Origin of the sequence: Runella sp. CRIBMP (genome assembly GCF_009905605.1) — a bacterium.
Lineage (GTDB): Bacteria > Bacteroidota > Bacteroidia > Cytophagales > Spirosomataceae > Runella.
The window spans coordinates 281,246-304,447 of sequence record NZ_JAAAKZ010000005.1; the positions used below are offsets into that span (position 1 = coordinate 281,246).

Annotated in this window: 23 protein-coding genes; 10 read left to right on the plus strand and 13 right to left on the minus strand. The window is 45.5% G+C overall.

Annotation, left to right across the window (positions count from 1 at the left end):
* Window positions 1-179 precede the first annotated feature (179 nt).
* The 3 genes from glmS to GVN20_RS16105 all read left to right on the plus strand — a co-directional run bounded on the left by glmS (window position 180) and on the right by GVN20_RS16105 (window position 2,861).
* Window positions 180-2,018 (plus strand): glutamine--fructose-6-phosphate transaminase (isomerizing), encoded by a 1,839-nt coding sequence (gene glmS / locus GVN20_RS16095; RefSeq protein ID WP_166559326.1) that lies wholly within the window; start codon window positions 180-182, stop codon window positions 2,016-2,018.
* A gap of 61 nt (window positions 2,019-2,079) precedes the next feature.
* Window positions 2,080-2,478, plus strand: a complete 399-nt coding sequence (locus GVN20_RS16100) for a Dabb family protein (RefSeq protein WP_166559327.1) — start codon at window positions 2,080-2,082, stop codon at window positions 2,476-2,478.
* A gap of 143 nt (window positions 2,479-2,621) precedes the next feature.
* Window positions 2,622-2,861: a 4a-hydroxytetrahydrobiopterin dehydratase gene (locus GVN20_RS16105; protein ID WP_114462161.1), complete on the plus strand. Its 240-nt coding sequence runs from the start codon at window positions 2,622-2,624 to the stop codon at window positions 2,859-2,861.
* A gap of 129 nt (window positions 2,862-2,990) precedes the next feature.
* Here the strand turns inward: GVN20_RS16105 and atpH are convergent, their stop codons facing one another.
* The 7 genes from atpH to GVN20_RS16140 all read right to left on the minus strand — a co-directional run bounded on the left by atpH (window position 2,991) and on the right by GVN20_RS16140 (window position 7,333).
* Window positions 2,991-3,527: an ATP synthase F1 subunit delta gene (atpH, locus tag GVN20_RS16110; RefSeq protein WP_114069482.1), complete on the minus strand. Its 537-nt coding sequence runs from the start codon at window positions 3,525-3,527 to the stop codon at window positions 2,991-2,993.
* Window positions 3,528-3,583: 56 nt separating this feature from the next.
* Complete coding sequence (gene atpF, locus GVN20_RS16115; protein WP_114069481.1) at window positions 3,584-4,078, minus strand: F0F1 ATP synthase subunit B; 495 nt, start codon at window positions 4,076-4,078, stop codon at window positions 3,584-3,586.
* Window positions 4,079-4,192: 114 nt separating this feature from the next.
* A complete protein-coding gene (gene atpE, locus GVN20_RS16120; RefSeq protein WP_114069480.1) occupies window positions 4,193-4,456 on the minus strand; it encodes an ATP synthase F0 subunit C in 264 nt (87 codons plus the stop codon).
* A gap of 58 nt (window positions 4,457-4,514) precedes the next feature.
* The gene (gene atpB / locus GVN20_RS16125; protein ID WP_114069479.1) at window positions 4,515-5,612 is read right to left on the minus strand and encodes a F0F1 ATP synthase subunit A; all 1,098 of its coding nucleotides are present in this window, start codon (window positions 5,610-5,612) and stop codon (window positions 4,515-4,517) included.
* A gap of 38 nt (window positions 5,613-5,650) precedes the next feature.
* Complete coding sequence (locus GVN20_RS16130) at window positions 5,651-6,016, minus strand: hypothetical protein (protein WP_166559328.1); 366 nt, start codon at window positions 6,014-6,016, stop codon at window positions 5,651-5,653.
* A 90-nt stretch (window positions 6,017-6,106) separates the two neighbouring features.
* A complete protein-coding gene (locus GVN20_RS16135; protein ID WP_166559329.1) occupies window positions 6,107-6,325 on the minus strand; it encodes an AtpZ/AtpI family protein in 219 nt (72 codons plus the stop codon).
* Window positions 6,326-6,346: 21 nt separating this feature from the next.
* Complete coding sequence (locus GVN20_RS16140) at window positions 6,347-7,333, minus strand: ion channel (protein ID WP_166559330.1); 987 nt, start codon at window positions 7,331-7,333, stop codon at window positions 6,347-6,349.
* 211 nt (window positions 7,334-7,544) lie between these two features.
* Between GVN20_RS16140 and GVN20_RS16145 the strand changes: the two genes are divergently transcribed.
* The 4 genes from GVN20_RS16145 to GVN20_RS16160 all read left to right on the plus strand — a co-directional run bounded on the left by GVN20_RS16145 (window position 7,545) and on the right by GVN20_RS16160 (window position 11,096).
* Complete coding sequence (locus GVN20_RS16145) at window positions 7,545-8,543, plus strand: glycosyltransferase (RefSeq protein WP_166559331.1); 999 nt, start codon at window positions 7,545-7,547, stop codon at window positions 8,541-8,543.
* 121 nt (window positions 8,544-8,664) lie between these two features.
* Window positions 8,665-9,450 (plus strand): TatD family hydrolase, encoded by a 786-nt coding sequence (locus GVN20_RS16150; RefSeq protein WP_166559332.1) that lies wholly within the window; start codon window positions 8,665-8,667, stop codon window positions 9,448-9,450.
* Between the two features lie 49 nt (window positions 9,451-9,499).
* Window positions 9,500-10,570 carry an asparaginase gene (locus GVN20_RS16155; protein WP_166559333.1) on the plus strand — a complete coding sequence of 357 codons (1,071 nt, stop codon included), beginning with the start codon at window positions 9,500-9,502 and terminating at the stop codon, window positions 10,568-10,570.
* A gap of 91 nt (window positions 10,571-10,661) precedes the next feature.
* Complete coding sequence (locus GVN20_RS16160; RefSeq protein ID WP_166559334.1) at window positions 10,662-11,096, plus strand: DUF2147 domain-containing protein; 435 nt, start codon at window positions 10,662-10,664, stop codon at window positions 11,094-11,096.
* A gap of 15 nt (window positions 11,097-11,111) precedes the next feature.
* Here the strand turns inward: GVN20_RS16160 and GVN20_RS16165 are convergent, their stop codons facing one another.
* From GVN20_RS16165 to GVN20_RS16190, 6 genes are all read right to left on the minus strand, one after another.
* Entirely contained in the window at window positions 11,112-11,921 is an 810-nt protein-coding gene (locus GVN20_RS16165) for a LytTR family DNA-binding domain-containing protein (protein WP_166559335.1), read from the minus strand.
* 92 nt (window positions 11,922-12,013) lie between these two features.
* The gene (locus GVN20_RS16170) at window positions 12,014-13,105 is read right to left on the minus strand and encodes a sensor histidine kinase (RefSeq protein ID WP_229599085.1); all 1,092 of its coding nucleotides are present in this window, start codon (window positions 13,103-13,105) and stop codon (window positions 12,014-12,016) included.
* A 90-nt stretch (window positions 13,106-13,195) separates the two neighbouring features.
* Complete coding sequence (locus GVN20_RS16175) at window positions 13,196-13,687, minus strand: hypothetical protein (RefSeq protein WP_166559336.1); 492 nt, start codon at window positions 13,685-13,687, stop codon at window positions 13,196-13,198.
* 198 nt (window positions 13,688-13,885) lie between these two features.
* Window positions 13,886-15,463, minus strand: a complete 1,578-nt coding sequence (locus GVN20_RS16180) for a GH3 auxin-responsive promoter family protein (RefSeq protein ID WP_166559337.1) — start codon at window positions 15,461-15,463, stop codon at window positions 13,886-13,888.
* 111 nt (window positions 15,464-15,574) lie between these two features.
* Window positions 15,575-16,366, minus strand: coding sequence for a 5'/3'-nucleotidase SurE (surE, locus tag GVN20_RS16185; protein ID WP_166559338.1), 792 nt, complete (start codon window positions 16,364-16,366; stop codon window positions 15,575-15,577).
* Window positions 16,367-16,554: 188 nt separating this feature from the next.
* Entirely contained in the window at window positions 16,555-18,843 is a 2,289-nt protein-coding gene (locus tag GVN20_RS16190) for a glycosyl hydrolase family 95 catalytic domain-containing protein (RefSeq protein ID WP_166559339.1), read from the minus strand.
* A gap of 342 nt (window positions 18,844-19,185) precedes the next feature.
* Between GVN20_RS16190 and GVN20_RS16195 the strand changes: the two genes are divergently transcribed.
* The 3 genes from GVN20_RS16195 (at window position 19,186) to GVN20_RS16205 (ending at window position 23,165) form a co-directional block, all read left to right on the plus strand.
* Window positions 19,186-21,402 (plus strand): cation-translocating P-type ATPase, encoded by a 2,217-nt coding sequence (locus GVN20_RS16195; RefSeq protein WP_166559340.1) that lies wholly within the window; start codon window positions 19,186-19,188, stop codon window positions 21,400-21,402.
* Window positions 21,403-21,526: 124 nt separating this feature from the next.
* Window positions 21,527-21,736: a heavy-metal-associated domain-containing protein gene (locus GVN20_RS16200; protein ID WP_166559341.1), complete on the plus strand. Its 210-nt coding sequence runs from the start codon at window positions 21,527-21,529 to the stop codon at window positions 21,734-21,736.
* Window positions 21,737-21,992: 256 nt separating this feature from the next.
* Window positions 21,993-23,165 (plus strand): exo-alpha-sialidase, encoded by a 1,173-nt coding sequence (locus GVN20_RS16205; RefSeq protein WP_166559342.1) that lies wholly within the window; start codon window positions 21,993-21,995, stop codon window positions 23,163-23,165.
* Window positions 23,166-23,202 lie beyond the last annotated feature (37 nt).

A 23,202-nucleotide genomic window follows, 5' to 3' on the forward strand; every position in this document is an offset into this window, starting at 1 on the left:
GAGAGCGGAAAAACTTCCGCTCTCTTTTTGTTTTTGTAATATTTCAGTAAATTTCGAGAATTTTAGGTATATTTATTGTACTAAAATAAGTTTTTTAAAAAAGTTTTTAGGGCTCTTTAGGTTGATAATTTTTTTTAAAAACGACAGAGTCCCTCAACTCATCTAAAACATCACTTACTATGTGCGGAATTGTAGCGTATGTGGGCCACCGCGAAGCGTGTCCTCTCATCCTGAAGGGTCTCAAACGTCTCGAATACCGAGGCTACGACAGTGCCGGTGTAGCGCTGCTCAATGGAGACGGTCTAAAAATCTACAAAAAGAAAGGTAAAGTCATTGACCTCGAAAATGAACTCCAAAACAAAGATTTACACGCTACTGTCGGCATCGGCCACACGCGTTGGGCCACCCACGGAGAGCCAAATGATATCAATGCTCACCCCCACTATTCAAACCATAAAAAACTGGCCATTATCCACAATGGTATCATCGAAAACTACGACAGTCTAAAACAGGCATTACTCAAAAAAGGCCACGAATTTCGTTCACAAACAGACTCAGAAGTCTTGGTCCATTTCATTGAAGACATTCAGCAAGAAACCAATTGTTCGTTGGAAGAGGCTGTACGTCTCGCATTGCAAGAGGTAGTGGGTGCATACGCCATCGTTTTAATCTCCGAAGATGACCCCACGCAGCTGATTGCCGCCCGCAAAAGCAGCCCGTTGGTCATTGGCGTGGGCGAAAATGAATTCTTTTTTGCATCTGATGCTACCCCCATCATTGAATACACCAAAGATGTCATTTACTTAGACGACAACCAAGTGGCTTTGGTACGACAGGGAGAGCTAAAAATCGTTAATCTCGAAAACGAGCGCCAGGCACCTTACATTCAAAAGTTAGAGCTGGAATTGGAAGCCATTGAAAAAGGTGGCTATGACCATTTTATGCTGAAAGAAATCTTCGAACAGCCGCGCTCCATTGCCGATAGTATGCGTGGACGGGTCAACCGCGAAGAGGGAACCTTGCAGTTGGGCGGCCTGAGCGACTACATGGACAAACTCGCCGAAGCCAAACGCATCATCATTGTAGGTTGCGGCACGTCGTGGCACGCGGGGCTGGTGGCAGAATACATCTTTGAAGAGCTCGCCCGAATTCCCGTGGAAGTCGAATATGCTTCAGAGTTTCGTTACCGCAACCCCATTATCAACGCTGACGACTTCGTCATTGCCATTTCTCAATCTGGCGAGACCGCTGATACCCTCGCGGCCATTCAGCTTGCTAAATCGAAAGGAGCGACCATTTTCGGCGTGTGCAACGTGGTCGGTTCGTCCATTGCGCGCGAAACCCACGCGGGAGCCTACACCCACGCGGGCCCCGAAATCGGCGTAGCAAGTACGAAAGCCTTTACGGCACAAGTGACAGTTCTGACGCAGATGGCCATTGCCATTGCCCACAAACGGGGTAGCATCACCGAAGAACTCTACCAACAATTGCTCCTTGACCTATCGGCGATTCCGCAGAAGGTGGGACAAGTGCTCAAAGCCGCTGACCGCATCAAAGAAATTGCGTATATTTTCACCTACGCCCGCAATTTCATCTATCTAGGGCGGGGACTGAATTTTCCCGTTGCGTTGGAAGGGGCTTTGAAACTGAAAGAAATTTCGTATATCCACGCCGAAGGATACCCCGCCGCCGAAATGAAACATGGCCCAATTGCGCTCATTGATGAAGACATGCCGGTAGTTTTTATTGCTACCAAAGACAGTTCATACGAAAAAATTGTTTCCAACATTCAGGAAGTAAAAGCCCGTAAAGGCCGCGTGATTGCTATCGTGACCGAAGGCGATGAGCTGATTCCGAACATGGTTGATTTTGTGATTGAAGTACCCGAAACGCACGACATCCTGATTCCGTTGCTTTCATCCATTCCGCTACAATTACTTTCGTACTATGTGGCCGTAATGCGCGGACGCAATGTGGACCAGCCCCGAAATCTGGCAAAATCTGTCACCGTAGAATAACGGAAGTTAAGTCAAACCTCTTTTGGTATTTTTGTCAGGTACTCACCTATTTAATTCTTTTATGAAAAAATCAAGTCGTCGTTCATTTTTAACCGCCGCTACCCTCGTCGGAACGGGGGCAGTTGCCAACGTAATCGCAGCTGCGCCCAAAAAGCAACTGGTACACCACGTTTTCTTTTGGCTCAAAAACCCAGGCTCCGTAGCCGACCGTGATAAACTGGTAGAAGGCGTGAAAACCCTCTCAAAAATAGAGACCATCCGTAAACTACACGTGGGAGTATTGGCAAGCACCGAAAAAAGAGATGTAGTAGATACAAGTTGGGATGTATCGGAGTTGATGTTTTTTGACGACACGGCAGGGCAAAAGGTATACCAAGACCATCCGATTCACCAAGAATTCATCAAAAACTACTCCCATTTGTGGAGCAAAGTAGTGGTGTATGATGCGATGGAAGCTTGATAAATGGCGTTTTTTCAACGATGACGTCGACTAATAATTATCCCCCATCTTTCGCATCGTTGAATAATAAAGTATGTCAGTTCTGAAGGATTAATCGTTAGTACAAATACCAACGGTTAATCTTAACCATAACAAATTGATATATGTGGATAGAACAAAACAATAAGCTCGTAAAAGAATACGAATTTGAAGACTTCAAAGAAGCTTTTGCTTTTATGACCAAAGTGGCCGAAGTAGCCGAGCAGATGAACCATCACCCTTGGTGGTCAAACGTTTACAACAAAGTAACTTTTGAGCTTTCTACGCACGATGCCGGCGATAAAGTGACCGAAAAAGACGAAGCCTTGGCCGATGCCATCGAAGAGATTTTTGAGGCGATGTAATCTCATCCCTACCGACACTCAGCCCCCTTTCTCTTAAAAAGAAGGGGGTATTTTTTTGATAACTCGCAAAAAAAGCCCTCATCGCAAAGCAATGAGGGCTTCTGTCACTCTAAGCAGATAAAAAATATCTTAGTTGAGCAACTTCAATTTTAAGTCGTTTAAGCGCGTGCGAATAGACGCATCTACTTGCCGGTCTCCAACGCGCAACACGTATCCTCCAATGAGTTTCTCATCTACTTTCTCCTCTAATTCAACTGTTTTGCCAGTAGCTTCTGCTACTATGCTCACAAATTGTGTACGTAATGGAGCGGTCAATGGCATCGAAGAAGTAATGAGCGCTTTGACAATGCCTTTTTTCTCATCATACAGCTTGATAAACTCTTCCGCGATACTAAACATGATTCCTTCGCGGTTTTTCTTCGTGATGATGGTAAAGATCGTATAAGAAGTCGGACTTACTCTGGTCTTAAACACTCCTTCCAGAATCGCCAATTTCTTGTCGTGACGTACCACAGGGCTTTTAAGGGCCAACATCAATCCACGATTTTCTTCTGCTGTCTGCTTGAAGAAAAGCATATCCTGATAAACAGTGTCCACCACGTTTTGTTCTTGTGCCAAGTCAATAAGCGATTTGGCGTATCGTAATGCTACGGTAGATTCAGACATAATTTATTGAACAGTTACCATTGAACATCAACAGTTCAATGTTGAATGATAATTGACTAGTTAAGTCTTGCTTCTTTGGCCAAATCAGCTACCAATTTCTCCTGCGAGGTCTTGTCGCCTAATTCTTTGCGCAACACTTTCTCGGCAATATCAAGCGAAATCGTGACGATTTCTTTCTTCATTTGAGCAACAATGGCTACGCGCTCATTGTTGATGGCCTCACGTGCATCTTCAATAATGCGTTTTCCTTCGATACCTGCGCGGTCTTTTGCTTCGGCAATCAGACGGTCGGCAGATTCTTTGGCAGATTTCAAAATGCTGTCGCGCTCGGCACGGGCTTGAGCCAGTAATTTTTCATTGTCTGACTGCAACTTAGCCATGTCGGCACGGGTCTTTTCGGCCAAATCAAGCGCGCTTTGAATCTGATGTTCGCGTTCTTTTAAGCCGTTCATGATGGGTTTCCAAGCGGCTACGCGCAGGATCACCACCAAGATAACAAATACCACCAACATCCAGAAAAGTAAGCCGATTGCGGGGGTTAACAATTCCATTTGAATACAGTTTACAGTTTTGAGATAATAATTTAGAATTCCTCTTGTTTACTACAAAAGAGAGGATTTCGTACCGACGCCTAATGCGCACAGTACGAAATCCCTTTGTTGCAATTAGAGCTTGAAAGAAATCAACAAGCAAATAACGGCAGCGAAAAGAGCTACGGCCTCGATCAAAGCCGCGATAATCAACATCGCAGTTTGGATACGACCAGCAGCCTCAGGCTGACGAGCAATACCTTCCATTGCGCTACCACCGATACGGCCGATACCTAGACCTGCACCGATTGCAGCTAAACCTGCACCGATACCGGCACCTAATACCGCTAGACCTGCACCGCTTTCAGCAGCAGCTTGGAGTAAGATTTGAAGCAACATGATTGTAATTTATTATATAGTGAAACAAAAGAATTCAATTGAAAATACTATGCGCAAATTAGTGTCCGTGGTCAGCTTCGTGGCTTTCTTCGATAGAGCTTCCGATGTACATTGAAGTCAGGAGCGTAAAGATAAAGGCCTGCAAAAACGCCACCAATAACTCAATAACGTTCATAAACAACGTAAAGATGAGCACCAACGGGCTCACCGCCCAACCAGTACCGCCACCGCCTAAGTTGTTGGCAATAAATATCAAACCTAAAAGGCTCAAGATGATGATGTGACCCGCCGTGATGTTGGCAAAAAGTCGAACCATCAATGAGAAAGGCTTCATGAATACACCCACGATTTCTACCGGAATCATAATCGGCAACAAAGCAACAGGTACACCCGTTGGCTTAATCAAGTGAGCGAAATAATGCTTATTGGCGCTAAAGTGAACAATGATAAAGGTAATAACCGCCAGAATCAACGTTACGGCGATGTTGCCCGTTAAGTTTGCGCCACCAGGAACCAACCCAAGCAGGTTGTTTACCCAAATGAAGAAAAACAAGGTCAATAAATAAGGCAAGTATCTTTCGTACTTAGGGCCAATGGCAGGCTTCACCACTTCATCCCGAATAAACAGAATGATAGGCTCCAAAAACGACTGAATGCCCGAAGGAGCTTTTCCTTTATTTTTGGAATAACCTTTGGCAACCGAGGTAAAGATAAGCAAAAGAATAACGGCACTTAAAAGTAGAGAAGCTACGTTCTTAGTAATGGAAAAATCCAATACGTGTGCTTCTTTATTGGCTTTGCCATCTGCCCCGATTGGGTAGATATGCTCATGCTCCAACACGTAGCCTAAGGCTTTGTTGGGATACACGTGATTTTCGTGATCTTCGTGGGTAGCATCGGGCGAGTGGTAGAAGTTGCTCGATGAAAATACCTTCACCCCATTGTCATAAATAATGACAGGAAGCGGTATTGACAAACCATGCGCAAATTCCCATTCGTGGGCATCTGCGATGTGGTGCATGATCATCTCACCAATGTTGAATTTGCTTTCTTTGGCTTCATGGTCATGAGCCGGTTCTTCGGCGAAAGCAACGGAAAAAGTAACAAAAAGTAGCGCGAATGTCGCGAAAAATGTATGACGTAAGGTCTGAAACATAACTAACGATTAACGAATTACAAATTAAGAATACGCTCCTATTCCAAATCGCGGCGCAAGTTACGATACAATCCGTATATTTCAAAACAAGTATAAAATAAATAAAATGCAAAAAAGGTAACGACGAAGCTATTGGGGGAGGTCACCTTGAAATACAAAAATACCCCTACAAATACCAAGCACATTAAGAGGCGAACGACGACCGTGGTTAGGTAAAATTGAACAAATCTTTCTCTATTCTCCTTAAAACCCTGCTCCATCAAACGGTGTTGAAGCAACGAAACCACAAAAAAGAAGGCCAGAATAGTCCATTTTTCAGGATGGATATAGGCACCGACTGAAAAGTAATCGGCTGTAAAAAGTACAATTCCCAAAAAGAACGTAAAAAGGATAGTTCGAAGCATTTTATAAAAGTTAATCAACGAAATAGGTAACAAACAGCAGGTAAGTACCGAGTATTACAAAAATATATTGGGTCATCTTTCCCTTAGAAATCAGGATTTGACCTGCCGAATGAAATTATACAAGGCGGCAGCGATAGAAAGTAAAGATAATGCCAATGTCCAACCTGGAATTTTATTTCCCTGCCATTCGTCCAGCTTTACTCCCGCGTAGGTTCCCAGTCCGATGGTTCCGAGCATTTGCAAGCCAATGCTCGAATATTTGGCGTAATTGGTCGTCTTTTTATGCATTGAATCGCCATTATCGGTCATTTTACAATAAAGGATTTGAACTTAATTCAACTCTTTGAGCTCATAATCGTGTATTTTTTGGACATCTACGCTCACAATATCGTCCCGCTTACCGCTGTCAAACATGGGAACAAACTTTGCGCCCCACACCACTTCTTCGTACCGAAACGAATACCGAGCATGTACCGATTGCAAAAAAGTTTCTTCGGTAGCCCGAACATACACCAGAAACTCCGTATCCGACTCGGCCAAGCTGTCTTCCGTGGCACCGTATAAAGGACTCGCTTCAGTGATAGGATGCACAATGGTCCAACTTAATGGAAAAAAATTCACCTGGCTACGTTCCAGTTTTAATTGATAATAACGCCTCGAACGCTGTCCGTTGGGTAAGGTTTCCAATCGTGAAAGTGAAATCTCCACCCGCACATCCACCAACTCCGTCGGGCTCTCGTTAATCATCCGAAACATCCAACCGTTGATGTCCAAATAAGGCGCAAAGATAGCATTTCGGCTAAAAAGAATTTTGGGAACGGGACGCGAAAACCGTCCATAGACCAAACCCGACGCAATCGCAAAGCCTAACACGCCCACCAGCGACTCAATAGATGAAAGTCCGCTCGCCACTAGCCCCACAGGCGCCACATGCCCATAGCCTACGGTGGTCAATGTTTGGGCGCTAAAAAAGAACGCCCCCCAAAACTGCTCCATTGTACTGACAGCCTTAATTCCCTGAAGGTGCTCTACCCCTATCATCATGTAAAGCACTGAAAAAAAGCAGTTTACCACAAAATAAACTAAAAATACGACCAGAAAGAACATCGGCCAAGAAAGCCCAGTCAGGCGATGAAAAATATCAAGCCTCGCCCAAAATGAGCCATTGACTCGGCGCGCATTAAAAGACCCGTCGGATTTCATCAATCGCCCGCGGTCATTGGTAATGCGGGTTCCAAATCCTACGTCACGGCGTTCTTCCTCTTTTTCGAGAAGTTTACTGTTTTTAACCTCAGTGATAAGTCGATGTGTAGCCATACGATAATGAGCAATCAATGAAGGGGGTAAATAGTCTATTTTCTCCTAACAATTTCCCCTTCGTTTCCCGTTCAATCAATAACTAAAATTAATGATAAAAGCCTCATTTTAAGATAGCAAGACAGCTCCATTATCATTTATACCGACGAATACCCAGTTTTGAAACTCAAAATACAGCCCAAGAACACTTACCTTTGCAAAAAAGTAGGGTGTGAAAAAAGTATCAGTTCTAATCGCCGCTCGCAACGAAGCGGATAATATCGTCGCCTGTTTGCAGTCTGTGGCGGCATTGAGTTATCCACCAGAACACCTGCAAATCCTCATCGGCAATGACGCTTCGGAAGATGAGACGGGGGCGTTGGTGCAGGAGTTTATTCGGGACAAACCTCATTTTGAACTTATTAACATTATCCCCGCTCCTGATTCAGGCGGTGCATCGACCCTGAAAGGAAAGACCAATGCGTTGGCTCAATTGGCACAGCGGGCTCAGGGTGAATTTCTATTTTTTACGGATGCCGATATTGAAGTACCAGAGCGGTGGATTGAAAACATGCTTTCGCATTTTAAACCCAACGTAGGCATTGTAACGGGAATTACGGCCATAAAAGGGGGAGGCGTATTTGGACTGATGCAAGCCCTCGAATGGTTGTATTATCTTTCATTTATGCGTTTATTTTCACTTTTTGGGGTCCCTATTACGGCAATGGGCAACAACATGGCCGTAAGTCGTAAAGCTTTTCAGGCCGTGGGAGGGTACGAAAAAGTAGGTTTTTCAATCACCGAAGACTACGCTCTTTTTCACGCCATCATAACCCAAGGTTTTAAATTCGCCCAACTATTTGACCGCCGCGTCCTGACCCTTTCCCAGCCGATTCCGACCTTTTCTCAACTATTGATTCAACGAAAACGCTGGATGTACGGCGCCATGACCCTGCCTTGGGGGCAACGTATCGGGGTGTATGTCAATGCATTATTCCTTCCATTTATAGTGCTTCTAGTCATTTTTTTACCCAAAGCCGCCCTTGTTATTTTATTCTTATACGTTCTGTGGGTTTGTACTTGGTTGGTCAGTATTTTAAATTGGCTGCAACAACCTCACCTTTTTATCGGCGTCCCTTTTTTCTGGCTTTACCACCTCTTGATGAACTTTGTGATGCTGATTAATTTTTATGTACGAAAAACCACCGTCTGGAAAGGGCGAGAGTATTGAAAAACGGGAAAACCGAAAAATAGAAAACCGAAAAATAGAAAACTGAAAACCGTACAAGCCAACTGCAAAAACTGAAAAGTGTTTGTATTCAAAGCGCTTCATCTTTCTCCATTCACGAATCATGATAGAAACCCACGCTCATATTTACGACGAAGTATTTAATGAAGACCGCACCCAAATGCTGGACCGCGCTTTTATGGCGGGAATTACCCAAATCTGGATGCCCAATTGTGACCACACCACCATCGACGGCATGATGGCGTTGGCGGAGCACTACCCAAATATCTGTTTGCCCATGATGGGTTTGCATCCTACGTATGTCAAAGAAGATTTCCAAAAAGAACTGTACATCGTAGAAGATTGGCTCAATAAAGCAGCCCAATCGCCTCTAACTCCCGCGCCGAAATTTGTAGCAATTGGCGAGATTGGTATGGACTTGTACTGGGATAAAACCTTTGTTGAGCAGCAAAAAGAAGCGTTTTTGGTTCAATGCCATCTGGCTCTCAAACACAATCTTTGGATTGACATTCACAGTCGCAGTGCTTTTTGGGAAGTCGTTGAGCTGATTGAGCAAGTAGGAAATCCCCTGCTAAAAGGGATTTTTCACTGTTTTACTGGAACGCTCGAAGAAGCCCAAAAAGCGATTGAATTGGGCTTCAAACTAGGAATTGGGGGCGTGGCTACCTTCAAAAACGGTGGGTTAGACAAGGTTTTGCCTTACGTAGACGTAGAACATATTGTGCTCGAAACCGATTGCCCTTATTTGGCGCCCGTACCGTATCGCGGTAAGCGCAACGAAGTCGCGTATATTCCGATTATTGCGCAGAAAGTCGCTGACTTAATGCAAATTACGGTCGAAGACTTCGCCCGAATAACAACCCAGAATGCAACCCAAATGGTTTATTAAACATACCGCCGTTTAAAACGATTTCTTTATCATCAACACTTCTCAACCCATGCCAGCGTATAAATCAGTCACCATCAATCCCGTTTTACCCAACCGTCCGCGTGCTTCCGTGTTGGTGATATACACGGGTGGAACCCTCGGAATGGTCTTTGAAAAAGGCCAGCTCGTTCCTTTTGATTTCGAACAAATCCTGGACAAACTCCCCGAAATCAAGCGGTTAGACTTCGAGATTACGTTCACGAGTTTAGAAGAAATCATGGACTCGTCCAACATGCGCCCCGATGTGTGGATGGACTTGGCGCGGTTGATTCAGCGTCATTATCATTCTTACGACAGTTTTGTGATTCTACACGGCACTGATACGATGGCTTATACCGCTTCGGCGTTGAGTTTCATGCTCCAAAACCTCAGCAAGCCCGTTATCCTGACGGGCGCGCAGCTGCCCATCGGGATTGCCCGAACCGACGCCCGCGAAAACATCATTACCGCCCTAGAAATCGCGGCGGCCCAGTGGGAAGGCCGCCCCTTGGTGCCCGAAGTATGCATTTATTTTCAGAATTATCTACTGCGGGGCAACCGCGCCAAGAAAAAAGAGACCTCACAATTCAATGCTTTTCGCTCCGAAAATTACCCCGCCTTGGCCGAAGTCGGCGTGACGATTGAGTACAATTACCCTTACATCGCGCCATATCGTCCAGAACGCCCTTTTCAGACCCAACTGCCGTTGAATGAAAACGTAACCATTCTAAAGTTGTTTCCGGGCATCACCCAAAATGTACTCCGTTCTATCCTCAATATCAGTGGATTGCGCGGTGTTGTATTGGAGACTTTCGGTGCTGGCAATGCCCCTACCCTACCTTGGTTTTTGTACGAACTGAAAGAAGCCACGGAGCGCGGCGTAGTCATCATGAATGTATCGCAGTGCGACGGCGGGCGCGTGATGCAAGGACGCTACCAAACCAGTACGTGGTTCCAAAAAATCGGCGTAGTGGGCGGCGGCGACATCACTACCGAAGCCGCCATTACCAAGATGATGAGCATTTTGGCGCGAGAAAGCGATGTGGAGCGCATCCGCGAAGAATTGGCAAAACCTTTGGCGGGTGAAATGAGCTTGTTGTGATTGAGTATCGTGCTGTGTAAAAATTTTCTTTGCAAAACTAAATGGTCAATTTTTAGTTATGTGAGTTGAATCAGCCATTCACAGCAAGACTATGAAAACAATACTTTTTGCCGCATTATCCCTATTTTTAATCAGCAACATCACTTTTTCTCAAAATGCCGATGCGATTTTGGGCGATTGGTTTAACGCCGAAAAAGACGGTAAAATCCGAATTTACAAATCAGGAAATCTTTATTTCGGAAAACTGATTTGGGGAAAAGAACTCTACGAAGCCGACGGCAAAACATCCCGAAAAGATGCCAACAACGCCAACGCTTTATTGAAAGGGCGCCCCTTGTTAAATCTGCTCATTTTGGAACAATTTGAATTCCATCAAGACCAATGGCGAAACGGAAAAGTATACGACCCCAAAAGCGGCAAAACCTACGACGGTTTTCTGAAACTAAAAGACGGAAAGTTAGAAATCAGGGGATACGTAGGCATTGCTGCATTTGGCAAAACTACGGTTTGGACCAAAGCCCAATAATGCTTCCCTCCATTTTTATTTGCCCATCCAGCGCTTAAAATCCGTGGCCCGCTCTCTACTTACCAGCACTTCATCGTCGGTGTTTGGTTTGAGAATTAGCTTCAGTTTATTGTTAAAATAGGGATGAACCTGCTGCACCGTATTGATGTGAACGATGTATTGGCGATTGGCCCGAAAAAAATGGGCGGGGTCAAGCATCGCCTCTAGCTCATCTAAGGGGTAATCCAGTGAAAACTTTTGATTATGAACGGTCTTAAACAAACTAACGCCTTCTTCGGAGTAAAAATAGGCAATTTCGCTCACCTCAACGGGCACCCATTGTTGCAGGTGTTTCACCAAAAAACGCCGCCGATAATCCGCTGGCTGAATATGTTGACGGAGTTGCTGCACTAACGCATCAATGTCGACCCCACTGCTGGCTTCGTTTTTTCCAGCCACGGGGCCGATTTGATTATAGTGCGTCCGTTTGTACTTATCCAAGCTCGCTTCCAGCTCATGCCGCTTAATGGGTTTGAGCAAATAATCAATGCTGTTGACTTTGAAAGCCCGCAAAGCGTATTCATCGTACGAAGTCGTAAAAATGACAGGAGCACTCACGGTGGTTTGTTCAAATATCTCAAAGCTCTGCCCGTCGGCCAGCTCAATATCCATCAAAATCAAATCAGGCCTCACCGCTGATTCGTTTGAATGGGCATTCAGCCAAGCCACTGACGCCCTCACACTGGCGCAGGTTCCTACGATTTGGATGCTTTCATCCAAATCCAACAACAATTTTGACAATTTTCGAACCGCCAGTTCCTCGTCTTCAATAATTAAAATTTTCATAGTGAGCAAAGATTAATGGGTTAAAAATCGGCCATAAACGCCTATTTTTCAAGAATTGAGTTTTTAAAACGGTACAAAAGGGCTTTGAGTCGTCAATTATATCTTATCAAAGGTAACATAACCGAGAACTGACTTTCATTTTCAAGAATGGTGGGAACAGTCTGTCCCAACATTTTATATTTGGTCAGGATATTATTGAGCCCTAGGCCGTTTGAATGTATTTTGGTGTTTTTTCGCTGTAAGTTATTGGTAATCACCAATTGATTGTCGGAGTTCGTAAAAACCGAAATAGAGAGCGGCTGTTCGGGCAAAATAATGTTGTGCTTAACGGCATTTTCCACCAACAATTGCAACGTCAGAGGAGGTAGCAAAAATGCTTCGTGAACTGAATCGACATGAATAGTTATCTTTAACCCTGCTCCGTAGCGCGTTTTGAGCAAATGTGTATACGAATGAATAAAATCCAGTTCAGCCCCCAAAGTGGTGAGATTCTGCTCATTGCTCCGCAGCAAATAACGATACACCGTGCTCAATTCTTCCAGAAAAAGGGAGGCTTGCGGTGGGTCTTCCTCAATGAGGGTGCCGAGAGCGTTCAGGCTATTGAACAAAAAGTGCGGATTCACCTGCTGCTTTAACGCTTCCAATTGGCTTTGAAGATTGGTTTTCTCCAGTGCTTCTTTTTCACGCTCTGATTGCCGAAGTCGGTTTTTTATTTCTCGGGATTCGACAGCAAAGAAAAGCGCCTCATACACCGGCAAAAAAAGTAGAAACATAATGGCTGCCTTTACAAAATCGACTCCATAAAACCACAGTGAAAGCCGATGATTGTTGATTGTAAATGTGGCATAGTGTTGGACCGTAGAATCATCCAGCGTTTGATAAATAAGCCAGTGCCTTGCAATACCCGTCAGCCAAAGCACCAGCGTAGTCCCGAGCATCCCCGTCAAAAACGTTAAAACAAGCCGTTTTATAATCTGGCTACCCAGAGGATACCGTTCTCTAAACTTAAAAATAACAAAACGATTGAGGTGCCAAGTAGCCACAATAGAAGTCATTGTAAGCATCAACCGCCCGGCAATCGTCCAACTGAATGGCATTTGGAGGTAATTATTGACAGATACGCTCATCAGCATCAACAATGTGATGCCAATGATACGTAGCCATCTGTCATTCAATCGGGTCAATCTTGTAGTTGTTTTGATTGAAAATACCTTCTTTTTGCCTTTCCTGCCAGCGGCAAACGACTCCAAATTTTCAGATTTCGAGGAGCGCGTTTATAGCGCTTTCCAAGTCATGATGGCTTTAATCACAAAACCATCTTCTTCAACTTCTACCTGCGCTTTTAGGGTTTTAGCGGAAGCCTCAATGACTTTCAACTCCGAAATATCGGTATTGTCGTCGCCATCCACAATACGTAACATTTTAGTCTGCTCATCATACGTCCAGCTACCTGTATTTCCCTGCCCAGGGCTGTCATCATCGCAACGCTTGGCGCCGTTATCGCCCGACAATCTGCCGCCCTTTTCAAAAATCATGACGTTGTCTTTTTCGCAGTCTGGCAAAAAAACCATCAGATCGGGATCCACTTTTCCATCCCCGTCAAAGTCGACCGCGGGATCCATGATAAAGGAGGAAAGTACCATTCGTTTACCCACAAAAGGGAGGCCATTTGCTGGCTCACTTTCGATTTCATTTTTTTTGCACCCTGCAAGGGTCATCAACAGAAAGGCCATTGCGGCCACAATAAAAGAGTTAATTCGTTTCATGGCTTACTTTTTTGTTTTTTAAAGTGGTTGTATGAATGTGCCGTGAGAGAAATAACTTAATGCGATAAACGACGCAAAAAAATACTGCCCTTCGACAACGCAAAGATGGCGCTTGTCGAAGGGCAGTAGCAACTGGCAGCTCGCTGAAGTGTAATTTCCTGCCTATGAATCGGAATAAAGCAGGCTTAGAAAGGGGGTTTATTTTAGATTAACGGTCTCAACTTGTAGTCCTTGTTCCAATAAATACGCTTCCCATTCATCAATGAGGTTCTTTTTCAGAACACGTGGAAACTTATTTTGTCCGCCCATTTTACCCCTTTTGGCCATCCAGCCCAAAAAAGTAGCCGAAGGCAAAACCGTCACAAAGACATCTTTTAAGGCATGACGCCGCTCCACGACGTAGTCATCATTGAGCACTTTGAGGTGGCCATCAATCTTATCGCGCAGGGCATCGGCGTCTACTTCGTCGTCGGTGCCGATATACCATTGGTGCGCAAAAAGCGAATCGTGGCGAATACCCGCCACCGTAAATTCTTTCACAGTTATTCCCAACTCTTCGGCGCTGAGCTCCACGGCCTTGTTCATGTTTTCGACGGAAAGGTGCTCTCCGCAAAGACTCAAATAATGCTTTGTGCGTCCCGTAATCGTGATTTCAGCGCGTTGTTTATTGGCAAACTTAATCGTATCACCAATCAAGTAGCGCCATGCTCCTGAGCAGGTGGAAATCAGCAGCGCGTAGTCTACGCCTTCTTCCACTTCATCAATCATCAGGGTTTGTGGATTGGGAACGAGCTCTCCGTCTTCGGTAAAATTTTTCTCGTTGAAAGGCACAAATTCGTAGAAAATACCATTGTCGAGCACCAAACGCATCCCATCGGCGTGCGGACGATTTTGGAAAGCAATGAATCCTTCCGACGCCAAATACGTATCAATGTAAATAAGCGGACGACCGAGGAGTTTTTCAAAACCAGCACGGTAAGGTTCGAAAGAAACCCCACCGTGGCCAAAAACGCTGAGGTTGGGCCAAATTTCGTGGATATTTTTCAGCTTGTAGCGCTCAATGATTTTCTCCATGATGATTTGGAGCCAAGCCGGCACCCCCGCCATAAAACCAATGTCCCAGTTGGGAGCTTCTTCCACGATTTTTTCTAGCTTCCGGCTCCAGTCACGCTCGCGGGCAATCTCAGGCCCTGGTTTATAATAGCGCTCAAACCAAAAAGGAATATTGGCCGCATTGATACCACTCACATCTCCCTGAAAACGCCCTTCATCAATAGAGCTCAGGTCGGTGCTGCCGCCAATCATCAAGAAGCCTTTTTCGTATAGGTCACTCGGTAGTTCTTCATATCGCCCCAATGACAGGATTTGACGAATACTCGTGCGCTGAAACGATTTGGTCATGGCTTTGGTAACGGGAATATACTTCGACGCCGCCTCCGACGTGCCAGAACTCAACGCAAAGTATTTGACCCGCCCAGGCCAGCATACATTTTTTTCTCCTGCGTGCGCTTTATGCCACCATTCACGGAAAATTTTTTCGTAATTATGAACGGGAACGAACTGTTTGTATTTTTCGTAAAACGTATTGCCTTCGTCAAAAACGGCGGTATTAAGTATTTCTTCAAAATTATACTTTTCACCGAACTGCGTGTAACGCGCCTTCGCAAGAAGCTTACTCAACGTTTTTCGCTGCACCTTTGCGTGATTGTTTTTCTCACGCTGAATGCTTACGGTCAGCTTTAGTCCTCCTTTTAACAAGTTTCCTAAAAGTGCCATGCTAGCAGGGGTTTTTAAATGATTGTTGATTTTTCATAAGCTGAAAGGGCTATTTTCAAGAGAGTTTTTAAGATACCACGGTAAAGGTTCAATTACCTTTCTGCCTTATTACTAACTTTCAATTTCTTCCAACTGCCACTGTTTCATTAACTCAACCGTTTGATAGGCAGTCATATCATACTGGCAAGGTACTACTGCGGCATAATTATTGGCCAATGCCCACTCATCGGTATCTTCCATGCCTTCATCATAATTGACAAACTTGCCCGCCATCCAAAAATAGCTACGTCCGTGCGGGTCTTTTCTTTTCTCAAACTCTTCTTCCCATTTTCCGTTGGTTTGTCGGCAAATGCGCGTTCCTTTCAGTGGCTCACCAGACTTTTTCGGAAAATTCACATTAAGGGCCACTCCTTTGGGTAAACCATTCTCCAAAACAGCCTTTGCAATCTGCATAATATAGGGCTTGACGTGCGAAAAATCAGCATTGGGGGCAAAATCGCACAACGAGAATCCGATGGCTGGAATCCCTTCAATAGCTGCTTCGATGGCCGCAGACATGGTACCAGAATACAAAATACTGATAGAACTGTTGGACCCGTGGTTGATACCACTCACTACCAGGTCGGGAGTACGGTCTTTTAACACATAATGCTTGCCCAATTTCACACAATCGGCTGGTGTACCACTACATTCGTAGGCCCTTACATCCTTAAAAATCTCCGTTGCATGAAGCCGCAATGGCTCCCCAATCGTAATCGCATGACCCATCCCCGATTGAGGACTGTCCGGGGCCACCACCACCACGTCGCCCAACTCTTGCATTAACTCTACTAACGTCCTGATTCCTAACGATGTAATACCATCGTCATTACTAACTAATATTAGCGGTTTTGGAGGATACATAATGGGTTATTTCTCATTTTAGGCGGGCAAAGTTACGGACAAATCATCAGATTTTCACTTTTGATTTTTACCGTTGCATTACCGCAGTCATTCTATCGGGAAAGCACTAAAATAAACGAGATTCAGCGGCAATTATTCTACTGAATGACTGGCCTTTATGCGTTTATTGGCTAGAATTGCCTTTTTGGTTATTCGTATCCATTTTTAAAAACAATGAACCCACCTTTCTCAAAACTGACTTCCACAAATTCTTTCTCCATTTTCTCCAGCACAGCCCCTTTTTTCTCCTTTACAAAGTGCGTTTTGAAGGGCAATTTCAGCCGCGCGATACCGCCTTTTTCAGATTTTAAAATAACCTCGTCCACCAAGCCACCCGTGCGTTTTCCGCTGACCAACACAGCACCTTCAGCTCGTAACTCTTTGAACGAAACGTCTTTCCAATCGGCAGGTACGGCGGGAAACACTTCAATAAAACCCGCATAGCTTTGCACCAACATTTCCTGTACTCCAGCGGCAAATGCAAAATTCCCTTCCAGTGTAAACGGTCTATACGTAAACTTAGACAAACCCGATTTCGTTTGGTCGCCGTTGGCATGAAAGGAGTTGGGTAAACAAAACGCCGTGGCAAACGTCCGCAACGTTTTGGCCGCACCTGTGCCGTCTTTGGCGCGGGCTTTCAGGCTGCCCAACCACGCATACGAGTATCCGCACCACCAATCAGGGCCAATTTTATCGAGCAAGGCAAGGCTATTTTTGATGATGGCTTGGTCGTTTTCTCCATTTTCCCAGCGAATTTCACCCAAAGGATGAATGGCCATTACGTGCGAAAAATGACGGTGTGATTGATTATAAGGCAACGATGGTGCAAATTTCAATTCGGCATTTTCAGAAAGAGCATAAGGGGCAAACTGGCCGAGAATCTTCTGCCAATGGGCGGCATCCTGCGTAAGTTTTAATTCTGCCGCCAATTCAGCGGCTTTGCTAAACGTAAAACGCATAAGCGACAAATCATAGTTCGTATTCTCAGAAAACCAAGCAGTTACCCGATTGTCATTAATTTCTGGACTCGAACTGATGGGAAGCTGACGCTGCCCCTGTGCGTTCAGAAACGTATTTTTTTCTAAGAAGGTCGCCACCTCTTTGAACCACGGATAGGCTCGTTTTTGCAAGAAATCACGGTCCATGCTGTAGCGCCATTGGAGATAATAATGCTGCGCCAGCCACGAAGAGACCGTCGGCGAAAACGAATACTGAATCCATCCGCCCATGGGCACTCCCGTGAGGGTAGTCACGCCAGGCACATTGATTCCCTCACTTTGGTAAAACCATTTGGTATACTCGCGGTACGCAGGGCGATTTTGGTCGAGGTGGTCAAGGTAGCCGAGGGTTTCTTCCAAATGGTTGGCGGTGTAGCCGGGCCAATAACTCAATTGCGTATTCAAATCATGGTGAAAATCGCCTTTCCAAGGCGGCAATCGGCCGTTGTCGGCCGTCCAAACTGCCTGCAATGAAATCGGCGGTGCACCCCTACGGGCCGTGCTGCCAAATTTATACTGTTCCAAATAATACTGTTTTTCTAACACTGCATCTGGCAACTCAATACTAGATTTAGCCCAGAAATTTTTCCACCAAGCCTGATGCGTTAAGACGGCTTTTTCAAAAGCAACTATTTTAGCGGTCAATGTAGTGGCGGCGGGTTTAGGCTTGTTGGGATAATGCGCCGAAATCGCCCAAACTCCTTCCCATACATCGGCACCGAGGGTTTTCCAGCGTACACTTACTTCATACTCAAACCCGCCCCAACCTTTTTGGCGGTAGGTATAGGCGTTTCCTTGTTTAAGCACTTTTCCCTGTTGGTAGCCCAACCTCGCCAAGTCGTCACCCGCTACCGACCCACCCGCGGTTTTGTCTACCTCTCCTTCGTACTTGGGCGCTAACAGGTTGATTTTAAAATCTTTCACACCTTCCACCCGAAAATAACCTAGCAGCGCGGAAGCATGAACAAAAGAGGTAAGTTTGGCCCCGTTGGCCCACTTTACTTCGGCGATGGCTTTTTGTATATCCACCCGAGCGGAGCTTACTTCGCCCCAAGTTTGGCTTTCTATTTCCAATGCAGCGCCAGGAATCTTGCTCGGGGCGGGTTCGCGCTCATAAGGTACATCGCCGTATTGCTGTACGGCGGCATAGTTGTTTTTCTTGATTTGCTCTTGCACCCATGCATACGTAAACTCGGGTTTTTTCATGCCCTCCATCGGGCGTAAATCCCACAATTCGGCGTGGTCGAGGGAGAAGCGTAGGTTATTGCCTTTTTGCCAAATCAATTCTCCAATAAAACCATTCCCCAACGGCAATGCTTCGTCCCAACGCGTTGGGAGTTTGTCAAAAACCAAGTCGTGTTTGGCAGAAACTTGGGCAACGGCTGCGTCGGTCAACCCTAAGAAGATACCCAAAAATAGGTAAAGAAGGCGTTTTAACATGGCGTGTTGTTTTGTATTAAAAGGAACTGACACATTCTTACTTAGTACGAAGATATTTGATTATTTCAGGCAATTGAAAAAGAAAGTAACAGAAAGCTGTTTTTTGCTGCCATCATGGTGTAAAATAAGATTGCCGAGAAAGCCAATATCTGGCTGATACGCTGAAGTTTGAGAACCCGACTCGGCGTTTAGATGTTGCGTATTTAGAAGCTGATAATTGTTTTTAGATACTCAAGTTCAAAAGTATTGACCGAAACGATAAAAGTATAAATTTTACCAAAAATCGTGTAACAACTCCCTCACCTCAGCACTGTACCTTTGTACCGTCAAATCAACAATAGCATGGAAACGCTCACGATAGAGAATGAACAAAAAATAACGATTCCTGTGACAGGAATGACCTGTGCGGCTTGCGCGAGCAGTGTCGAAAATGTCCTCAACAAACAGGAAGGGGTATTGGAATGTGCCGTAAATTTTGCCAACGAAACGGCCCAAATCACTTTCAACACCGCCCAAACTTCCCCCGAAGCCCTCAAAAAATCGGTGCAGGCCGTGGGGTATGACTTGATTTTGGATACCGCCAATGCCCAAGTAAAGCAAGCTGAGTTAAAAACAGCGCACGTACAATCACTCAAAAACAATGTGGTTTGGGCGAGTATCCTAACCGCTCCCGTGGTGGTTATCGGCATGTTTTTTATGGAAATGCCCTACGCCAATTGGATTATGCTGGCCCTGACCACGCCCGTATTGGCCCTATTTGGGAAAAGCTTTTTTATTAACGCCTGGAAACAAGCTCGCCACGGGCAATCCAACATGGACACGCTCGTGGCGTTAAGCACCGGAATTGCCTACCTATTCAGCCTTTTTAATACCATTTACCCCGAATTTTGGCACAGCCGGGGACTTCACCCGCACGTCTATTTTGAAGCGGCGGCCGTTGTAATTGTGTTTATCATGTTGGGGAAATTGCTCGAAGAAAAAGCCAAAGCCAATACTTCCTCAGCCATCAAAAAACTGATGGGCCTCCAACCACATACCGTGTGGATTATCGAAAACGGCGAAGAAAAAGAAGTAGAATTGGCCCAAGTCCGCATCGGTGACCGCATCATCGTCAAGCCTGGCGACAAGATTGCCGTGGATGGCAAAGTACTTTCTGGCACCTCATTTGTGGATGAAAGTATGCTTTCTGGCGAGCCTATTCCAGTTGAGAAAACCAAAGGGGCCAAAGTCTTTGCAGGAACGGTCAATCAGCAGGGTAGTTTTCGATTTATTGCCGAAAAAATCGGTGGAGAAACCCTACTGGCAGGCATCATTCAGATGGTCCAAAATGCCCAAGGTAGCAAAGCACCTATTCAAAAATTGACCGACAAAATTGCGGGGATTTTTGTCCCGATTGTCATCGGCATTGCCATTCTTACGTTTGTGGCTTGGTTCATTTTAGGAGGCGAAAACGCCCTGTCGCAGGGTTTACTGGCGGCGGTTACGGTACTGGTCATTGCCTGTCCGTGTGCGCTGGGATTGGCTACCCCAACGGCCATCATGGTGGGCGTGGGCAAAGGCGCTGAAAACGGGATTCTCATCAAAGACGCCGAAAGCCTGGAACTTGCCCATCGGGTAAATGCCATCATTTTGGACAAAACAGGCACCATTACCGAAGGAAAACCTACGCTCACCGACAGTTTTTGGATCGAAAACCATGAAACTCAAAAGAGCATTTTGCTCGCCATCGAAAGTCAATCGGCTCACCCCCTGGCCGAAGCAGTGGTGAATCATTTGAAAATGGAAGGCGTCAAAACGCGCTTGGTTCAGCAGTTTGAAAACGTAACGGGTCGTGGAGTAAAAGCAACCGTCGATGGAGAGAATTATTACGTCGGCAGCCCCGTATGGATGACCGAGCGACAACTTTCGTTGTCGGAATCGCCCATTGAAAAGTGGCAATTGGAAGCCAAAACAGTCATCGTTTTTGCCAACGAAACCAAGGTAATCGCCGCTTTTGGCATTACTGACCCCATCAAAGAAACGTCGGCCAAAGCCATTGAAGAACTTCAAAACCAAGGAATTGAAGTTTATATGTTGACCGGCGACAATGTCCAAACGGCGCAACAAGTAGCGAAGCAGGTGGGAATCAACCATTTTAAAGCCCAAGTGTTACCCTCCGACAAAGCCGCTTTTGTGGAAGAATTACAACGAACGGGCAAAGTGGTAGCCATGGTCGGCGACGGCATCAATGACTCCCACGCGCTGGCCACGGCCGATGTGAGCATTGCCATGGGTCGCGGCTCCGATATTGCCATGGACGTGGCCAAAATGACGCTTATTTCTGGTGATTTGCATAAAATTGCGCAGGCCATTCGCCTTTCTAAATGGACGGTAGCGGCCATTCATCAAAACCTGTTTTGGGCGTTTATTTACAACCTTATCGGAATTCCGCTCGCCGCTGGCGTGTTGTACCCAATCAACGGGTTCCTGCTCAATCCGATGATTGCGGGGGCAGCCATGGCGCTAAGTTCGGTGTCGGTGGTAGGAAATAGCCTGAGACTTAAATTAAAGCACTTATAATCAAGACGTAAGAATTAAGAGGCATGAAATAAGAAACCAGAAGTACACAGAAAACAATCCTCTTATTTCTTACCTCTCACATCCATCAAAATTTATCAATTATCAATTATCAATTATTCAAATCATGGAAACGTTAAAATTCAAAACCAATATCAATTGTGGAGGCTGCGTAGCAAAAGTAACTCCTTTCTTGAATCAACTCGAAAACGTAGAGACGTGGAAAGTTGACACCAACAATCCTGAAAAAATTCTGACCGTATCGGGGGAAGATTTAACCTGCGAGCTCATCGAAAGCGCCATTCAGAAGGCGGGGTTTGAAGCAGCAGAAGTATAATATTGTTCAGGAAGTAAAAATCGGAGAATGGCACACGTCCGTTCTCCGATTTTCTATTTTTAAGCTTACCGCCTGTACTCTTCATCAGCATGATTTTGGGCCATCCCCTAGGCAAATTTTTACTTTTTGCGCATTTTCGACAAAATTCTCCCAGATTTATACACCTCTGGTAGTACTTTGCAGGCATTCTCTTCTTTAAATAAAAACATAAACGCTTTTCAAGGCCCAACCAAACACCGCCTAATCAACCGCAAAGATGCATCTACGTCTATTTTTACTTTTATTGATTCCATTTTGGGGAAATGCCCAATCGCCAAAAGAAACCGTGGTTTTTCAAAACGGCCAAAACGGCTATAAATGTTACCGTATTCCAGCCATTGTCAAAGCCCCCAACGGCCACTTATTGGCTTTTGCTGAAGCCCGCCGCAACAATTGCGGGGATTTTGGCGATGTGGAAATCGTGATGAAACGCAGCACCGACAACGGCACGACGTGGGGAAATTTGCAAGTCGTGGCCGATAACGGCAACGACCAAGCAGGCAATCAAGCCCCCGTTTTTGACCTGACAGATAAGCGGTTCCCCAAGGGTCGGTTGTTTTTGTTTTACAACACGGGCATCGCCCACGAGCAGGAAGTCCGCGAGGGGAAAGCCATTCGGGAAGTGTGGTATAAGACCAGTACCAACGGCGGACAAACTTGGTCGGAGCCAGTCAATATCACAACGCAGGTTTCCAAACCCAATAAACCCAGCGTAAATCCTGCCTACAATTTCAAAGAAGACTGGCGCTCATACGCCAATACCCCGGGCCACGGTCTGCAAATTCAAAAAGGAAAGTACAAAGGTCGACTTTTTATTCCCGCCAATCACTCGTCAGGACCGCCCCAAAAGGAGTCCCGGGATTATATTGCCCACGCTTTTTACAGCGACGACCACGGCAAAACCTTCAAAATTTCGCCCAACGTAGCCTACCCAGGCAGTAACGAGGCCATCGCCGCCGAAACTTCGGACGGCAGTTTGGTTTTCAATTGCCGCAATCAATCGGGCGACGCCAAGTACCGAATTCAAGCCTTTACCAAAAACGCGGGCGAAACTTGGGATGAAGTGAAAATCATGACCGACCTTCCCGACCCAGTTTGCCAAGGAAGCATGATTGATTTTCAACCCAAAAAGGGACAAAAAGTGTTGCTTTTTTCCAACAACAACAGCCAAACCCAACGCGATAAACTGACCGTTCGGGTAAGCTATGATGATGGAAAAAGCTGGTCGGTCGGTCAAGAAATTTACGGTGTAGCCAAGGCATATTCAGACCCTTCGGCATATTCGGATTTGGTGGTACAACGCGATAATGTCATTGGAGTATTGTATGAGAAAAATGACTATACGCAAATCGTGTACGCTAAATTCAATTATGAGTGGCTAGTAAAATAAACGTCGGCGAGGACTGCGCCGCACCGGTCTGCGGTTT

Coding starts and splice junctions, on each gene's coding strand:
- glmS (WP_166559326.1), top strand. CDS start 180: ATGTGCGGAATTGTAGCGTATGTGGGCCACCGCGAAGCGTGTCCTCTC.
- GVN20_RS16100 (WP_166559327.1), top strand. CDS start 2,080: ATGAAAAAATCAAGTCGTCGTTCATTTTTAACCGCCGCTACCCTCGTC.
- GVN20_RS16105 (WP_114462161.1), top strand. CDS start 2,622: ATGTGGATAGAACAAAACAATAAGCTCGTAAAAGAATACGAATTTGAA.
- atpH (WP_114069482.1), bottom strand. CDS start 3,527: ATGTCTGAATCTACCGTAGCATTACGATACGCCAAATCGCTTATTGAC.
- atpF (WP_114069481.1), bottom strand. CDS start 4,078: ATGGAATTGTTAACCCCCGCAATCGGCTTACTTTTCTGGATGTTGGTG.
- atpE (WP_114069480.1), bottom strand. CDS start 4,456: ATGTTGCTTCAAATCTTACTCCAAGCTGCTGCTGAAAGCGGTGCAGGT.
- atpB (WP_114069479.1), bottom strand. CDS start 5,612: ATGTTTCAGACCTTACGTCATACATTTTTCGCGACATTCGCGCTACTT.
- GVN20_RS16130 (WP_166559328.1), bottom strand. CDS start 6,016: ATGCTTCGAACTATCCTTTTTACGTTCTTTTTGGGAATTGTACTTTTT.
- GVN20_RS16135 (WP_166559329.1), bottom strand. CDS start 6,325: ATGACCGATAATGGCGATTCAATGCATAAAAAGACGACCAATTACGCC.
- GVN20_RS16140 (WP_166559330.1), bottom strand. CDS start 7,333: ATGGCTACACATCGACTTATCACTGAGGTTAAAAACAGTAAACTTCTC.
- GVN20_RS16150 (WP_166559332.1), top strand. CDS start 8,665: ATGATAGAAACCCACGCTCATATTTACGACGAAGTATTTAATGAAGAC.
- GVN20_RS16155 (WP_166559333.1), top strand. CDS start 9,500: ATGCCAGCGTATAAATCAGTCACCATCAATCCCGTTTTACCCAACCGT.
- GVN20_RS16160 (WP_166559334.1), top strand. CDS start 10,662: ATGAAAACAATACTTTTTGCCGCATTATCCCTATTTTTAATCAGCAAC.
- GVN20_RS16165 (WP_166559335.1), bottom strand. CDS start 11,921: ATGAAAATTTTAATTATTGAAGACGAGGAACTGGCGGTTCGAAAATTG.
- GVN20_RS16175 (WP_166559336.1), bottom strand. CDS start 13,687: ATGAAACGAATTAACTCTTTTATTGTGGCCGCAATGGCCTTTCTGTTG.
- GVN20_RS16180 (WP_166559337.1), bottom strand. CDS start 15,463: ATGGCACTTTTAGGAAACTTGTTAAAAGGAGGACTAAAGCTGACCGTA.
- surE (WP_166559338.1), bottom strand. CDS start 16,366: ATGTATCCTCCAAAACCGCTAATATTAGTTAGTAATGACGATGGTATT.
- GVN20_RS16190 (WP_166559339.1), bottom strand. CDS start 18,843: ATGTTAAAACGCCTTCTTTACCTATTTTTGGGTATCTTCTTAGGGTTG.
- GVN20_RS16195 (WP_166559340.1), top strand. CDS start 19,186: ATGGAAACGCTCACGATAGAGAATGAACAAAAAATAACGATTCCTGTG.
- GVN20_RS16200 (WP_166559341.1), top strand. CDS start 21,527: ATGGAAACGTTAAAATTCAAAACCAATATCAATTGTGGAGGCTGCGTA.
- GVN20_RS16205 (WP_166559342.1), top strand. CDS start 21,993: ATGCATCTACGTCTATTTTTACTTTTATTGATTCCATTTTGGGGAAAT.